The organism is Qipengyuania pacifica (genome assembly GCF_019711555.1).
Taxonomy (GTDB): Bacteria; Pseudomonadota; Alphaproteobacteria; order Sphingomonadales; family Sphingomonadaceae; genus Qipengyuania; species Qipengyuania pacifica.
Window position 1 is genome coordinate 1,010,433 of sequence record NZ_JAIGNQ010000001.1, and the last position, 14,465, is coordinate 1,024,897.

A 14,465-nucleotide genomic window follows, 5' to 3' on the forward strand; every position below is an offset into this window, starting at 1 on the left:
CCAATAACATCTGTCCGCCCGTCTATCGTCAGGCGATGGTACCTGTACCGGTACCGCCGTTGCCTGCAGCGGCACCGATCGGCGGCGGCGGCTCCGCGCGCTCCATCCCAGGCGGTGGCTATGGTGGTGGCGGATTCGGCGGCGGTTTTGGCGGCGGGTTCTTCGGCGGCTTCTTCAGCGGCTCCAGCGGCGGCGGCAGCGTCGTCGTGAACTCGACCACTACTACTGGCGGCGAGTTGCCACCAATTACGATTACCTCCACCACTTCCAGTGGCGGGACATCGACTTCCACATCCACTGGGGGCAGTTCCACTTCATCGTCTACCGGCGAAGTAAGCACGACAACGAGCAGCAGTAGTTCGGGTGATGTTTCAACTAGCACGTCTAGTTCAGGAAACGTGACCTCGAGCACCAGCTCCTCAAGCTCGACCAGCAGCTCAAGTTCGAGTTCTTCCAGCACGTCGTCTTCGACTAGCTCTTCGACCTCAACGAGTGGAGGCGACCAGCCGCCACCGCCACCGCCACCGCCTCCACCGCCTCCGCCACCGCCGCCTCCGCCACCGCCACCGCCAAGTTCGAGCGGCACCGATGTTCCGGCACCGCCGATGATGGCTCTTTTCGGTATGGCTGCAGTTGCCGTTCTCGGCCGTCGCAGATTTCGCATCAAGCGCGGGGTCTGAGCTCGCCCAGCGGCAGTGTCATCCGCGCTGTTGCATGCTCCATTCGCCCTGACGATACCACTGCGTCACCACATGCTTGCGTCCCGCCAGAACGGGCAGGGCGGCATGCCGCGTTGCAGGATTGGGCATGCCCTGACGGTCCATATTGTCCCATAACACCAGTAAGCCGGGCTCGGGTACGATCTTCAAATCCAGTTCGGAAAAGTCGGTTTCGCCACCTTCCTCGACTGCGTTGAGGTAGATCATGGCGGTCCATGTGCGCTGCCCACCGCGCCGCCGCTCGATCTGCCAATGCGGCTTATCGATCCGGAAGTGATCGCGATGATGGCGATACTCCTCGCCCACGCGATATCGCTGCCCCTGCAGCGGCTCGGCATGGTGCGAACCGATACCCGTTATTTCACTGATTTTGGTGGCAAGTGCCCTCGTTTCCGGCAGATCCTGCGAGAAGAAATGCGTGGAACTGGTGCGTCCCCTCGGCGCGAATGTTTCCGAAAAGAGAACCGACGGCTGGATGCGACTGTCGATGATTGCGATGAGTTTGCGGCATTGCCTGGGAGACAACAGCTCCGGAAGCAGGAACAGATCGGCCTTGTCGCCGCCTATGGCTTGGATTTTCGGATGGGCCTGTACCCTCTCGCGAACCTCGGTTCCGATCGCAGCAAGGATCGTCGGATCGGCCCTTTCATCAACAGGCTCGCGCCTCAATAGCCGGGACAGGCGGCCAAGGATCGCCATGTCAGATACTTGGCCGCTCAGTCACGCGTTACCGGCAGGTGGTTGCCTTCCCAGGCCCGGATGCCACCCTTCATGTGCACGGCCGAATCGCCATTTGCCGCCAGCTTCTCTGCCGCGATACCGGAACGACGGTCGGACTGGCAGTAGAGGATGCGCTCGGCACCTCGCGGATCGGGCAGGGTGGCTGGATCGAATTGATCGACCGGAATATTGATCGCACCTTCGATGTGGCCATCCGCAAACTCTTCCGGCGTGCGCACGTCGATAAGCTGGATGGCGTCGCCGGCATCAAGCCGCAGGGCAAGCGCCTTGGGCTCGATAAGGAGAACGCCGGCCTGATCTTGGCTCGATCCGGCGTCCGCATCGGTTGGTGCGCCCGCAGAGCAGGCGGCGAGCAAGCCCGCCGCCGTTACTGCGAGGAGCGACCGTGTGATCAAGCCGCTGCCAGGTTGCGCAGGACGTACTGGAGGATACCGCCGTTGCGGTAATATTCCATCTCGTTCGCCGTATCGATGCGGCACAGCGCGGTGAAGGTGAATGTCGATCCGTCTTCACGGGTCACATCGACCTCGATATCCTGGCCCGGCTTCAGATCGGCCAGCCCCTTGATCGAGAAGCTGTCCGTCGCAGTCAGGCCGAGCGAAGCGCGGGTTTCGCCATCCTTGAACTGCACCGGAAGCACGCCCATGCCGACGAGGTTCGAACGGTGGATGCGCTCGAAACTTTCGACGATAACCGCGCGAACGCCCAGCAGGATGGTGCCCTTGGCCGCCCAGTCGCGGCTTGAGCCAGTGCCGTATTCCTTGCCGGCGATGACCACGAGAGGCGTTCCATCGGCCTTGTGCTTCATGGCGGCGTCGTAGATCGCCATCTGCTCGCCATTGTAGGTGGTGTAACCACCTTCGACGCCTGGAACCATTTCGTTTTTGATACGGATGTTGGCAAAGGTGCCGCGCATCATCACGTCGTGATTGCCGCGACGCGAACCGTAGGAGTTGAAGTCCTGCTTCGAGACCTGATGGCTCTTCAGATATTCGCCGGCCGGGCTGTCTTCCTTGATCGAACCAGCAGGCGAGATGTGATCGGTCGTTACCGAATCCCCGAGGATCGCCAGCGGCTTCGCACCGGCGATATCCGTGACCGGCGCAGGCTCCATGCCCATGCCTTCGAAGTACGGCGGGCTCGCTACATAGGTGCTGGTCGGGTTCCAGCTGTAGGTATCCGACGCCTCGACATTGATCGCCTGCCAGTGTTCGTCGCCCTTGTAGACGTCGGCATAGCGGGTGACGAACATTTCGCGGTCGATATTGGCCGCGCGATGCTCGCGCACCTCTTCGTTGGTCGGCCAGATGTCGGCCAGCATCACGTCATTGCCGTTCTGATCCTGGCCGATCGGCGTGTCGGTGATGTCTTCCGTCACCGTTCCCTTGAGGGCGTAAGCGACGACGAGCGGCGGGCTGGCAAGGAAGTTCGCGCGCACGTCGGGCGATACGCGGCCTTCGAAATTGCGGTTGCCCGAAAGGACCGACGCCGCGACGATGTCGTTGCCGTTGATCGCCTTGGAGATCGGCGGAGCGAGCGGGCCCGAATTGCCGATGCAGGTGGTGCAGCCATAACCGACGAGATCGAACCCGAGCGCGTCGAGATCGGTCTGCAGGCCGCTCTTCTCGAGATAGTCGGTGACGACCTGCGACCCGGGTGCCAGCGACGTCTTGACCCAGGGCTTCGGCTTCAGGCCCTTTTCATTAGCCTTCTTGGCCACGAGGCCGGCTGCGATCAGCACATCGGGGTTCGACGTGTTGGTGCAGCTGGTGATGGCGGCAATCACGACGTCGCCGTCGCCGATGTCATGGTCCTTGCCGTCGACCTCGACACGCGCAGGCTTGTCCTTCTTGTACACCGTGGCGAGATCGCTGTTGAACAGCTCGTCCACCTGCGGCAGCGCCACGCGGTCCTGCGGGCGCTTGGGCCCGGCAAGGCTGGGCACGACCTTCGCGATGTCGAGTTCGAGCGTCTTGGTGAAGACCGGCTCGTTCTCGGGGGTGAACCACATGCCCTGTTCTTTCGAATAGGCTTCGACCAGCGCGATCGTTTCTTCGTCGCGGCCGGTCAGGCGCATGTATTCGAGGGTCTTCTCGTCGATGCCGAAGAAGCCGCAGGTTGCGCCGTATTCGGGCGCCATGTTGGCGATCGTCGCGCGATCGGCGAGCGTGAGGTTGGCGACGCCTTCGCCGTAGAATTCCACGAACCGGCCGACCACGCCGACTTCGCGCAGCATCTGAACACAGGTCAGCACCAGGTCGGTGGCGGTCACGCCTTCCGCCATGGCGCCGGTCAGCTTGAAGCCGACGACTTCGGGGATGAGCATGGATACCGGCTGGCCGAGCATGCCGGCTTCGGCTTCGATACCGCCGACGCCCCAGCCGAGCACACCGAGACCGTTGATCATGGTGGTGTGGCTGTCGGTGCCGACACAGGTGTCGGGATAGGCGACCAGCTTGCCATCATCGCCTTCGGACGACCACACGCCCTTGCCCAGATATTCCAGGTTCACCTGGTGGCAGATGCCGGTACCCGGGGGCACCGCGGTAAAGTTCCGGAAGCTCTTCGAACCCCATTTGAGGAAGTCGTAGCGTTCCGCGTTACGGGCGTATTCGAGTTCGACGTTCTTTTCGAACGCCTTGGGGTGGCCGAATTCGTCGACCATGACCGAGTGGTCGATCACGAGATTGACCGGAACCTGCGGATTGATCTTGGACGTTTCGCCGCCCAGCTTGCTGATGGCGTCACGCATTGCGGCAAGGTCCACCACGCAGGGCACGCCGGTGAAATCCTGCAGCAGCACGCGTGCCGGGCGATACTGGATTTCCTTGCCGGTGGCCGGGTTCTTCTGCCAGTCCGCGATCGCTTGTGCATCGTCGGTGGATACGGTGAAGCCGCCATCCTCGAAGCGGAGCATGTTTTCGAGCAGGACCTTCAGGCTGAAGGGCAGCTTCGACACGTCGCCGATTGTCTTCTCCGCCTTGGCGAAGGAGTAATAGGCGTAATCCTTGCCGTTCACGGTGAGGGTTGAGCGGGTTCCGAGCGTGTCCTTGCCGACCTGAGTCATGCGCGCGTCTGTCCTTTCAGTTGAGAGCCGTCATCTGACCAATGGACAGAGCGGCAGAATGTGCCGCGCACCTGCGCTGAACCTGCGCAAAAATCAAGTGCGCGGCAGGGTGGCGTGCGGCTTTGACGGAACTTCGCGCAGCTTTCTCTGGTTATTAAGGCTAAATCATGGCAATAAGGCCGTATTGGCCAAAAGGCTGAATGAGGGAGTTTCACATGTCTCCGCTATCGGATGCGGGCGAACGCTCACGTGGTCCGCTTCGTTTTGCAGTAATCGCTGCCGCGCTTGGCATTGTCGGTTGCTTTGCAGCTGCTTTCACTTTTGCAGACGGGCCCGCCCAGGCTGGCGAGACCGAGCGATCTACCGAACAGCGATCAGGCCGTTAGGGAACCTCCGGCACGATCGCGACGCGACGTTTCCGGGTCGCTACCCAACATGATGTGATGATGATTGCGGTGCCGATGGTCGTCGGCATGGTCAGCGGTTCGGCGAAGAACAGCCAGCCGAACAGCGATGCCCACAAGAAGCCCGAATATTCCAGCGGCACCAGTACCTGCGCTTCGGCGCGCGCATAAGCCCAGGCAAGACCCATCGCCCCGGCCACGGTCAGGAAGGCAGCCGCGGCCAGATCGCCGAGTATTTTCAGGTTTGGCATTTCGAACAGGAACGGCGCCGCCAGCCCCAGGATGATCACCGATACCCCGGAATGGAAGGTCGCGATTTCGGCGGGCCCGGCAACCTGCGATTGCCGCCGGATCAGTATGAAACTGTAGGCGTAGAGCAAAGCGGACGCCAAGATCGACGTGAGCCCCAGCGCCGTGTCGGCATCGAAATCCGCCTGGCCGATCTTGCCGCCGATAATGATCAGTGTGCCGATAAAGCCAAGGATAGAGGCATAGATTGCCTCTCGCCGGATCGCCTCGCCCAGCATTACGCGCGCAAGATAGAGCGCAAGCAGCGGCGCCACGAAACTGATCGCAATCGCTTCGGCCAGCGGCAGGTTGGTAATCGCGTAGAAGAACGTCAGCGCCATGAACGTCGCTATGATCGAGCGCTGCAGATGAAGTTTGAGCACCTCGGGACGCGGCCAGCGGGCGCGGCCGCGCACAAGCCACAGCGGAAGCGCAATGCCGGTTGCAATGACCGAACGCAGCCATGCCGCCGTCAGCGCACCCACCGCCAGAGCGGCGCTTTTCATGAAGGCGTCCATCAGGGACAGACAGGCAACCGCGAACGCAGCCGCAAAGACTGGCAGCAAGGCATGGTCCCGGTTCATCGCCACGCCCTATGCGCCCTTTCTGCTATAGTCACCGACAATTCAGGCCTGCGAAAGAAGGGATATTGGATTAGCCCTGTGCATTGGGCTATTATCCGGCCACACGCGCTGAACGGCGCGGGGCGCATCTGGTAGGACTTATGACACGTTTTCGTTTGATTTTCGGCACTGCAATGGGGGCGGCCCTTTGCGCGACTTCTGTCCTGGCTCAGGACAACGCGCCGGAAAACCTCGTCCCTCCCGAACCGGCCAAGGTGACGGAAAAGCTTCCCGATTACCGCAATAAAGCCCCGCAGCAGCCTGCTACGCCAAGCGTCGATGAAAGCTTCGACGATATCCGCACATCGTCGCGCGAAATCGTCCAGCAGCTTCCTGTCTATGTTCGCGAATGGTCCGTTCCACAGGCGAAAAAACTGCTCGCGTTCATCCCCACGGTGGAGGCCGAAGGCCTGTCGCCCGCCGATTATCGTGCCGACGAGCTTTCCGCAGCGATTGCAAACGGTCCCGGCACCACGCTCGATGAAACAGCCAGCGAGATTTTCGTATGGCTCGTGGAAGACCTGCGCGACGGACGCACACCTATGGACGCTCGCCGCCAGTGGTTTGTCGTGGATCCCGATCCCGACGTCCTGCCTTCGGATCGCTTGCTCCTGACGGCTGTTGAGACGGGGGACATTGCCGGGACGCTGACCGCACTCAACCCGGTATCGCCCGACTATGCGCGGCTGAAGGAAGAACTCGCCAGAACGACCGATCCGGCGAAGCGCAAGCTGATCCGCGCCAACATGGATCGCTGGCGCTGGCTGGGGCGCGATCTTGGCAAGCAATATCTGCTGACCAACGTGCCCGAATATCAGCTTCGCCTCACGGTAAATAACAAGATCATCAAGAACTACCGCGTGGTAGTGGGCAAGCCCGGACGTACCTCGACGCCTCAGCTGGCCGAAATGGTCGAGGCCGTGATCTTCAATCCCACCTGGACGGTTCCGCAGTCCATCGTGAAGGGTGAAGGTCTGGGTGCGAAGGTGCTCAACAATCCCGGATGGGCGCGCGCCAACGGATACAAAGCGACCAAGGGCGCCAACGGCTGGGTAACCGTCGTTCAGCAGCCGGGGCCGGGCAATTCGCTCGGTCTGATGAAGCTCGATATGCCCAACGAACACGCGATCTTCCTGCATGATACACCGGCCAAGGCGTTGTTCAATCAGGACAGCCGCGCCCTCAGTCACGGCTGTATCCGGGTGCAGGGCGCTCGCGAACTGGCGATGACCATGTCGATGCTCGGCAATGCCGCCAACCGTGACGAATTGCCGGCCATCCAGCAGGAAGTGTCTGAAATCACCGCCGGCAGGGAATACACGCGCTATCCGATGGCGAAGCAGTGGCCAGTCTACATCACCTATTTCACCTACGGGGTGGACGTGAACGGAAACCTGACCAAGTTTGCCGACATATATGATCGTGACGCGCCGGTTCTCGCGGCACTGGACGCTCCGCGCCAGAGCGATCGTGCACGTCAGACAAGTGAAGAAGTGGTCGAAATCGTCGACGACCTGCAGACCAGCTGACGCCGCCTAGAACGCGCCGGGATTGGTCCGTTCGTAGGTTCCGCCATATTCGTTACGCAGCAGATCGTATTGTGCGATCGGCGGCGTAACGGTGGTGCCGTCTTCCGCCAGACCGTAACTGCCGCATACCAGCAGGCGGCCCCCGGCAAGATCGATCAACGCGCGGTCGAACTGGTCCGGCCCCATGGCAAAGCATCCGTTGGACCGCCCGAGGCGGCCGTATCGTTCGACATGCTCAGGCGTCGCATAATTCGCCTTGTGCATGACGATCGCACGGGGGAGGGCGTTGGAGTTGGTCGGGTCGAGGCCGTCCAGCCGTATCGAAGTGCCATACCGGCCGACATACCAGCTGCGTGTCATGAACGCGCCGCGGCTCGATGCTTCGCTGCCTTCTATGTTGGAATACCGTTTCAGCCAGCCGTCGTGTTCGCTATCCGAACCCGTGCCATGGCTGACGTGATAGCTTGCCACCCGTTCGTTCTCGAGGTCTACGAAATGGAAGCGTCGCCGGGCCGAATGCAGTCCGAAATCTGCGATGGCGACGATATCCTTGCGCCAGATATTTCCGCCGACCCTGGCCAGTTCTTCGCGGGCGATGTCCATGAGCTTGGCATCGCGCGTGGCAGTGGGATTCCACTGTGCAAACAGTCGGCTCGGCAGGGCTACGGCTGCGCCGGCGGCCAGCGATCCTTTGAGAAGGTCCCGTCGTTTCATGTCGGTCACCCTATCAGCACGGTTCTGGCCGCGCCATGAACATTGCGCCGGAACGAAAGACCTATTCGCCAAGCACCATTTTGTCGTGTTCTATCCGAACCGGCTGAATGGTGGAAAGGTAACTTTGACCCAAGAGCGATGTGTCCAGGCCTTCGGGCACAATGATCGCACTGACATTATTCGCCTCGTGCCCGTTCAGCGAAATATGATCGAGCGTGAGTGCGACCCCGAAAACCGGACCGGATGCGCCGCGTGCGATGGGCCGGACATCGGCAGCCGACCAGTGCAATCCTGCCGCGCGCGCATCGGCGCCAGTCAGTGCCACGACACTGGCCCCAGTATCGATCAGGAAATGGATCCGCGAATTGTTGACCATGGCATCGGCATAGAAATGTCCATCGCCTGCGCGGGCGAGTTCCGTCGTGCCAGCCACCCATGATGCGTAGTCGAGCGTTTCGGGCATCGGCTGCTCACCCGCGAAATTCCCGGTCGCGGTTTTGTCAGCGGGTTCGGGGTTCGCGCTGTGCGTCGCCGCATCGAACGCACCTCCGGGAACGAAGGCACTGCCGACGAAAGCCAGTACTGCAACGGCAAGAAGGGCGGCCTCACGCATAAACGCAAGGATGGCCGATCAAGCTTAATTTCGGGTAAAGCGGGTTACTCCGCCGCTTCCTTGGCATGCGGATCGAAGGCTACGGCTTCGCCTGCCTCGATCTGGGCGGCTTTGGTTTCGACGAGGCGGACGATGTGGTCGAGCATGTCGTCGCTTTTCACATGATGATCGGTGACGCCCGACAGATAGACCATGTGCTTGCCATTACCGCCGCCGGTGATGCCGATATCCGTTTCCCGAGCCTCGCCCGGGCCGTTCACGACACAGCCGAGCACCGACAGGCTCATCGGCGTCTTGATATGCTCGAGCCGCTTCTCCAGCGTTTCGACCGTACGGATCACATCGAAGCCCTGGCGGGAACAACTGGGGCAGGAAACGACCCGCACGCCGCGGGTGCGCAGGCCCAGGCTCTTGAGGATTTCGTAGCCGACCTTCACTTCCTGCTCGGGCTCTGCCGAAAGCGAAACGCGGATCGTATCGCCGATACCGGCCCACAGGAGGCTGCCGATCCCGATGGAGCTTTTCACCGTCCCGCCGACGAGACCGCCCGCTTCGGTGATGCCCAGATGCAAAGGACAATCCACCGCATCCGCGAGGCCGTGATAAGCCGCCACTGCCAGGAACACGTCGCTGGCTTTGACGGCCACCTTGAATTCGTGGAAATCGTGATCCTGCAACAGCTTGATATGGTCGAGCGCACTCTCGATCAGCGCTTCGGGGCATGGTTCGCCATATTTCTCGAGCAGGTCCTTCTCGAGACTGCCCGCATTGACGCCAATGCGGATCGCGCAGCCATTGGCCTTGGCTGCGCGGACGACTTCAGCGACGCGTTCGGACGAACCGATGTTTCCGGGATTGATGCGCAGGCACGCTGCGCCCTTGTCCGCCGCTTCCAGCGCCCGTTTGTAATGGAAATGGATGTCGGCAACGATCGGAACGTTGGCCGCCTTGGTGATCTTGTCGAAATGTTCGGTCGCTTCCGCCGTCGGGCATGACACGCGGATGATGTCCGCGCCGGCATCCTCGCAGCGGCGGATCTGGTCGATCGTCGCGCCCACATCCTCGGTCGGCGTGTTGGTCATGGTCTGCACGGTGATCGGCGCATCGCCCCCCACGGGGACATTGCCGACCATGATCTGGCGGGACTGGCGGCGCATGATATCGCGCCATGGGCGTACGGAGGACATGGCATGGATATAGTCGCCCGATCATTAAGGGGCAATGACAGCGGCGGCTCCATGTTGCATGATGGGCCGATGAGTCAGGAAACCGATGCCGCCGACACCGATACTCCCCTGCTGTTCGGGCGTGTGCTCGATGGAACGGGCAGCGCCCGGACGATCCACTGGGACGAAGTCCAAAGCTGGCAACCCTCCACTCCCGACGACGTGCTCTGGATCCACATCTGCCGCACCCGGGACGGCGTGAAGCACTGGCTCGAAGATCACCTCCGGATTCCCGAGCCCACCGCAGAACTGCTGACCAGCGACCAGACCCGGCCACGCGCGTTTCGCGAAGGCACCAATCTGGTCGGCACGCTGAGGGGGATCAACTTCAACCCGGGCGCCGAGCCGGAAGACATGATCTCCATGCAGTTCTGGTGCGACGGAAGGCGGCTGGTGACGCTGCGCCGCCATCCCCTCCAGACACCGCGCGAAATCGTATCGTTGCTTGATCGCGGTGAAGGCCCGCCAGACGCGGGCGCCACCATCACGCTGCTCGCCGAACTGCTCATCACCCGCATGAGCCAGTCCATCGTCGATATGAACGAGGTTCTCGATCTTCTGGAAGACGACGATCCCGACGAGCACGCGGATCAGATGCTCACCAAGATCTCGAGCATTCGTCGCAATTCGCTCGCCCTCAAGCGGCACATGGCCCCGCAACACGAGGCACTCGAACAGATCAGCCGCGATGCACCGGCCTGGTTCGAGGATCACGATCGGCGCGAGATAGCCGAAAGCATCGCGCGCCTGCGTCGCTATCTGGACGATATCGATATCAGCAAGGAGAGCGCGGTTGTCCTGCAGGACGAACTGCGGGCACGCAGCCTCGCCAGCAGCGAACACGCAACCTACATGCTGACGATCGTGGCGGGCATCTTCCTGCCACTGAGCTTTCTGACTGGCCTCCTCGGCATCAACGTGGGAGGCATGCCGGGCATGAATAACCCGGAGGCTTTTTGGGCAGTCGTCGCTCTGTGCGCGCTGCTCTTCGTTGGCCTGCTCGTCGTTTTTCGACGCCTTCGCTGGCTTTGATGGTGATGCGCAATCCGGTGACGCCATACCAGCTGTTTTCCGACGAGACTGAATAGGAAAAGGACGCGGAGTGGTTGGCTCCGCGTCCTTTGCGCATATTCCAGAAAGGTCGGCTGGATCAGGCGCCCGGCGGCAAGGGATCGGTCGACTTCGACGCAGCCTTGCGACGCGGTGTCGGCGTTGGTGCAGAACCAGTTCCGCCCAGATCGTTATCCATCTGCTCAAGCTTCCGTGCGGCCCAGTCGCGGCCGCCAAGGCCGAAGGCCAGAGCGCCTGCGACAGACACGCCGGCAATCAGGATCGTCAGCGCATTGGCCGGGATCATACCGCCAATGCCGGTGAACTGCAGGCCCATGAAGACGAACAGGATGATGGTTGCCCACCGCACGATGGTCGCCGCGGTCGTCCCGCCTGCATCGCCCGCAATGAGACGGGCAAGCAGATTGGCGATCAGGAAGCCAAAGGCGATGACAACCGCTCCGAAGATGACCCTTCCGCCCAATTCGAGGAGCTGGTCGAGGATCGCCGTCAGTTCGGGAAAGCCGAGCAGCCTCGTCGCCGCGATGGCGAAGAACAGCAGGATCGCAACCTGGGCGACGCGGGCGATGATTGCCGATGCTGTGGTGCCCTCGGTGATAAGACCGCTTTCCGCCAATGCCCTATCGACGCCAAGCCCCGGAAGAACTTCCTTCAGGATCTGCACGACGAACTTGCTGATCAGATAACCGATGCCCAGCAGAACGGCGGCGCCGATGATGTTGGGAATGGCCGAGAAGATCATTTCGAGCATGCGCGATGCAGGGTTGCTGATCGATTCGATACCGAGTTGCTCAAGCGCTGCAATGGCTACGGGAATTGCAATCAGGACGTAGACGATCGTACCGATGGTTTTGCTGATGGCGGGGTTGCCTGTGACATTATCGACCCCGCCGCGATTGGCCCATTTATCGAAATCGACGGTCTGTAAGGTCGTGACCACAAGGTCGCGCGCAATTCGTGCGACCATCATGCCGATAAAGAAGATGAGCCCTGCCCAAAGAAGGTTAGGCAGAAATGCCACGACATTCTGAAGCAGGCTGTCGATCGGTCCGGACACGCCGCCGAGATCGAGGATGTTGAGAATGACCAGCAGCCCGAATAGCCAGATCAGGAGGCTGACGATTTTTCCAAGGGATTCTCCGAGCGACTGGCCGTTACCGGTTCCGCGTCTGAAGAAATCCACAGTGTCGACGAGCTTGGCGAATGCCCATTTAGCCGCGCGTGCGGCAAGCCAGGTCACGACAAGCGCGATCAGGGCGAGGAGAATTTTCTCCCCCAGATCCATCGCCAACTGTTCGTTGAAACGATAACGGTCGAAAATCATCAAGCCTCTCCCCGTTGGTGCTCGGTCGGACGAGCGTATCATGCCGAGCCGCGTGAACAAAATCGGTCGAGGGGTTGAGTGGATAACTGCGGCTGCTATCCCATTCCCATGAGTGGATTTTTCGCGCCCCTGGCCCGTTTGCTGGCCGCATTTTCAATCGTCCTGTCCATGCCCGCAGCGGCACAGGAAAATGGGCGGTGGTCGATCGCCATCCACGGCGGTGCCGGGACCATCGCGCGCGATAACATGACGCCGGAACAGGATGCCGCCTATCGCGAAGCGCTGCGCAAGGCACTCGACGCCGGAGCCAAGGTCCTGCGGGAAGGCGGCACGGCGATGGATGCGATCCAGGCCGCAATTGAGCCTATGGAAGACGATCCGTTATTCAATGCCGGGCGCGGTGCGGTGTTCACCTGGGACGGCGATATCGAGCTGGACGCATCGATTATGGACGGGCGCACACGCGATGCAGGTGCAATCGCCGGGGTGCGCGGGATCAGGCATCCGATCCAGCTTGCGCGCAAGGTGATGACCGAAAGCCCGCATGTCATGCTTTCCGGCGAAGGCGCGGAGACATTCGCGGCGGAGCAGGGGATGGAAAACATGCCCAGCGAATGGTTCGAAACCGAGCGCCGGCGGGAATCGCTCGAACGCATGAAGACAGAAAAGCTTTCGGCGATCGACGTCGACGTCAAGTTCGGCACCGTCGGGGCAGTGGCTCTCGACCAGGATGGCAATATGGCGGCCGGTACGTCGACCGGCGGAATGACCGGAAAGCGCTGGGGTCGCATCGGCGATGCACCCATCATCGGTGCAGGGACCTATGCCGACAATCGCAGCTGCGCAGTGTCTGCGACAGGGTGGGGTGAATTCTTCATACGCGCTGGCGTCGCCCGGATGATCTGCGCGCGTATCGACCTCGGGAATGAAGACTCGCAACTTGCGGCGGATACGGTCATCGCCGAAGTGGGAGAAATGGGCGGTGACGGCGGCGTCATCGTAGTGGATCGCAGCGGCGACGCGCTATTCTCGATGAATACCAGCGGCATGTATCGCGGTCGAGCGACCAGCGAAGGCTTGTCCGAAGTGGCGATCTACGCCGACGAATAGAGCGGGCGTGATTGAAGCGGCGGATTAAAACCGGCTGAAGTCAATCTCTACCCGCGTTTGCGGACCTGCGCATAGCTGCCAAGCAGTCTGACGCCATTGGTCTGGAAAGCCAGCTCTTCGAGGGCCGCATCGACCCGCGCTTCGCCTGGCGCGCCCTCGATATCTGCAAAGAACTGCGTGGCCGCGAAGCTGGCACCTTTCTGGTAACTTTCGAGCTTGGTCATGTTCACGCCGTTGGTCGCGAAACAACCGAGCGCCTTGTAGAGCGCGGCGGGAATGTTCTTCACTTCGAAAATGAAGGTGGTCATCGCCTGAGCGCCGGCAAGGCTTGCCGGATCCAGTGCATCTTTGGCGAGAACGACAAAGCGGGTCGTGTTGTCGGGAGCATCTTCGACTTCCCGCTCCACGATCTCGAGGCCGTAAAGGTCTGCAGCCAGTGACGGGGCGATCGCAGCGACATCGGGCTTTCCGCTTTCCGCAACGAAGGCAGCGGCACCTGCCGTGTCTGCATGACTAAGGCCGACGATCCCGCGGTCTGACAGGAATTTATGAGACTGGCCGAGCGCTTGCGGATGGCTATAGGCGGCCTCGAATGGTCCCTTGCCCAGTGCCATCAGGCAATGCGTTATGCGCATGAAATGTTCTGCCACTATCGACAGCCCACTTTCCGGAAGCAGGAAGTGAATATCGGCCACACGGCCATGCTGGCTGTTTTCGATCGGGATCATGGCGCAACCCGCTGCGCCATTTTCAACCGCTTCCAGCGCATCTTCGAAACTGAAACAGGGCAGGGGCAGTGCATCGGGTGCAAATTGCATTGCCGCCTGATGCGAATTGGAACCCGGCGCCCCTCCAAAAGCAATCGCCTGCGCGGGTTGCTCCGCCGCAGCGGAGCGCATCGAATCGACAAGGGCGAGGGCAGGTTTGGCGAACTGACGCATGATGTCCGGCGCGTTAAGGCGGCCTTTCTCGCGCATCAAGCGCTATTGCTGCTTGCGCACTTGCGAAAGCCCGCCTTGCACACTAGAGCGGCGCG

13 protein-coding genes are annotated in these 14,465 nt (G+C 61.2%); 3 read left to right on the plus strand and 10 right to left on the minus strand.

The annotated features are described in order from the left end of the window. Positions 1-118: 118 nt before the first annotated feature. The 5 genes from K3177_RS15305 to K3177_RS04950 all read right to left on the minus strand — a co-directional run bounded on the left by K3177_RS15305 (position 119) and on the right by K3177_RS04950 (position 5,803). Positions 119-586 (minus strand): hypothetical protein, encoded by a 468-nt coding sequence (locus tag K3177_RS15305; RefSeq protein ID WP_247714309.1) that lies wholly within the window; start codon positions 584-586, stop codon positions 119-121. Between the two features lie 112 nt (positions 587-698). Next, positions 699-1,418: a prolyl hydroxylase family protein gene (locus tag K3177_RS04935; protein WP_221597350.1), complete on the minus strand. Its 720-nt coding sequence runs from the start codon at positions 1,416-1,418 to the stop codon at positions 699-701. A 17-nt stretch (positions 1,419-1,435) separates the two neighbouring features. Continuing rightward, the gene (locus K3177_RS04940) at positions 1,436-1,855 is read right to left on the minus strand and encodes a rhodanese-like domain-containing protein (protein WP_221597351.1); all 420 of its coding nucleotides are present in this window, start codon (positions 1,853-1,855) and stop codon (positions 1,436-1,438) included. Beyond that, positions 1,852-4,527, minus strand: coding sequence for an aconitate hydratase AcnA (gene acnA / locus K3177_RS04945; protein ID WP_221597352.1), 2,676 nt, complete (start codon positions 4,525-4,527; stop codon positions 1,852-1,854). Before acnA ends, K3177_RS04940 begins: the two co-directional genes overlap by 4 nt. Positions 4,528-4,909: 382 nt before the next feature. Then, the gene (locus tag K3177_RS04950; protein ID WP_221597353.1) at positions 4,910-5,803 is read right to left on the minus strand and encodes a DMT family transporter; all 894 of its coding nucleotides are present in this window, start codon (positions 5,801-5,803) and stop codon (positions 4,910-4,912) included. Positions 5,804-5,943: 140 nt separating this feature from the next. Between K3177_RS04950 and K3177_RS04955 the strand changes: the two genes are divergently transcribed. Then, complete coding sequence (locus K3177_RS04955) at positions 5,944-7,371, plus strand: L,D-transpeptidase family protein (protein ID WP_221597354.1); 1,428 nt, start codon at positions 5,944-5,946, stop codon at positions 7,369-7,371. 6 nt (positions 7,372-7,377) lie between these two features. Here the strand turns inward: K3177_RS04955 and K3177_RS04960 are convergent, their stop codons facing one another. From K3177_RS04960 to ispG, 3 genes are all read right to left on the minus strand, one after another. Further along, positions 7,378-8,085 (minus strand): murein L,D-transpeptidase catalytic domain-containing protein, encoded by a 708-nt coding sequence (locus K3177_RS04960; protein ID WP_103024600.1) that lies wholly within the window; start codon positions 8,083-8,085, stop codon positions 7,378-7,380. Between the two features lie 61 nt (positions 8,086-8,146). Continuing rightward, on the minus strand, positions 8,147-8,698 hold the full coding sequence (locus K3177_RS04965) for a retropepsin-like aspartic protease family protein (RefSeq protein WP_247714225.1): 552 nt from the start codon (positions 8,696-8,698) through the stop codon (positions 8,147-8,149). 44 nt (positions 8,699-8,742) lie between these two features. Beyond that, the gene (gene ispG / locus K3177_RS04970; protein ID WP_196847723.1) at positions 8,743-9,885 is read right to left on the minus strand and encodes a flavodoxin-dependent (E)-4-hydroxy-3-methylbut-2-enyl-diphosphate synthase; all 1,143 of its coding nucleotides are present in this window, start codon (positions 9,883-9,885) and stop codon (positions 8,743-8,745) included. Between the two features lie 69 nt (positions 9,886-9,954). On the opposite strand from ispG, the gene K3177_RS04975 reads away from it, so the two are divergent. Then, positions 9,955-10,956 carry a zinc transporter ZntB gene (locus tag K3177_RS04975; protein WP_221597464.1) on the plus strand — a complete coding sequence of 334 codons (1,002 nt, stop codon included), beginning with the start codon at positions 9,955-9,957 and terminating at the stop codon, positions 10,954-10,956. A gap of 118 nt (positions 10,957-11,074) precedes the next feature. Here the strand turns inward: K3177_RS04975 and K3177_RS04980 are convergent, their stop codons facing one another. Then, the gene (locus tag K3177_RS04980) at positions 11,075-12,319 is read right to left on the minus strand and encodes a mechanosensitive ion channel (protein ID WP_103024539.1); all 1,245 of its coding nucleotides are present in this window, start codon (positions 12,317-12,319) and stop codon (positions 11,075-11,077) included. A gap of 108 nt (positions 12,320-12,427) precedes the next feature. Here K3177_RS04980 and K3177_RS04985 point away from each other — a divergent pair, with 108 nt between their 5' ends. Then, positions 12,428-13,429, plus strand: coding sequence for an isoaspartyl peptidase/L-asparaginase family protein (locus tag K3177_RS04985; RefSeq protein WP_221597355.1), 1,002 nt, complete (start codon positions 12,428-12,430; stop codon positions 13,427-13,429). A gap of 47 nt (positions 13,430-13,476) precedes the next feature. Here the strand turns inward: K3177_RS04985 and K3177_RS04990 are convergent, their stop codons facing one another. Further along, entirely contained in the window at positions 13,477-14,370 is an 894-nt protein-coding gene (locus K3177_RS04990) for a prephenate dehydratase (protein ID WP_221597465.1), read from the minus strand. Between the last annotated feature and the right edge of the window lie 95 nt (positions 14,371-14,465).

Coding starts and splice junctions, on each gene's coding strand:
- K3177_RS04935 (WP_221597350.1), bottom strand. CDS start 1,418: ATGGCGATCCTTGGCCGCCTGTCCCGGCTATTGAGGCGCGAGCCTGTT.
- acnA (WP_221597352.1), bottom strand. CDS start 4,527: ATGACTCAGGTCGGCAAGGACACGCTCGGAACCCGCTCAACCCTCACC.
- K3177_RS04950 (WP_221597353.1), bottom strand. CDS start 5,803: ATGAACCGGGACCATGCCTTGCTGCCAGTCTTTGCGGCTGCGTTCGCG.
- K3177_RS04955 (WP_221597354.1), top strand. CDS start 5,944: ATGACACGTTTTCGTTTGATTTTCGGCACTGCAATGGGGGCGGCCCTT.
- K3177_RS04960 (WP_103024600.1), bottom strand. CDS start 8,085: ATGAAACGACGGGACCTTCTCAAAGGATCGCTGGCCGCCGGCGCAGCC.
- K3177_RS04965 (WP_247714225.1), bottom strand. CDS start 8,698: ATGCGTGAGGCCGCCCTTCTTGCCGTTGCAGTACTGGCTTTCGTCGGC.
- ispG (WP_196847723.1), bottom strand. CDS start 9,885: ATGTCCTCCGTACGCCCATGGCGCGATATCATGCGCCGCCAGTCCCGC.
- K3177_RS04975 (WP_221597464.1), top strand. CDS start 9,955: ATGAGTCAGGAAACCGATGCCGCCGACACCGATACTCCCCTGCTGTTC.
- K3177_RS04980 (WP_103024539.1), bottom strand. CDS start 12,319: ATGATTTTCGACCGTTATCGTTTCAACGAACAGTTGGCGATGGATCTG.
- K3177_RS04985 (WP_221597355.1), top strand. CDS start 12,428: ATGAGTGGATTTTTCGCGCCCCTGGCCCGTTTGCTGGCCGCATTTTCA.
- K3177_RS04990 (WP_221597465.1), bottom strand. CDS start 14,370: ATGCGTCAGTTCGCCAAACCTGCCCTCGCCCTTGTCGATTCGATGCGC.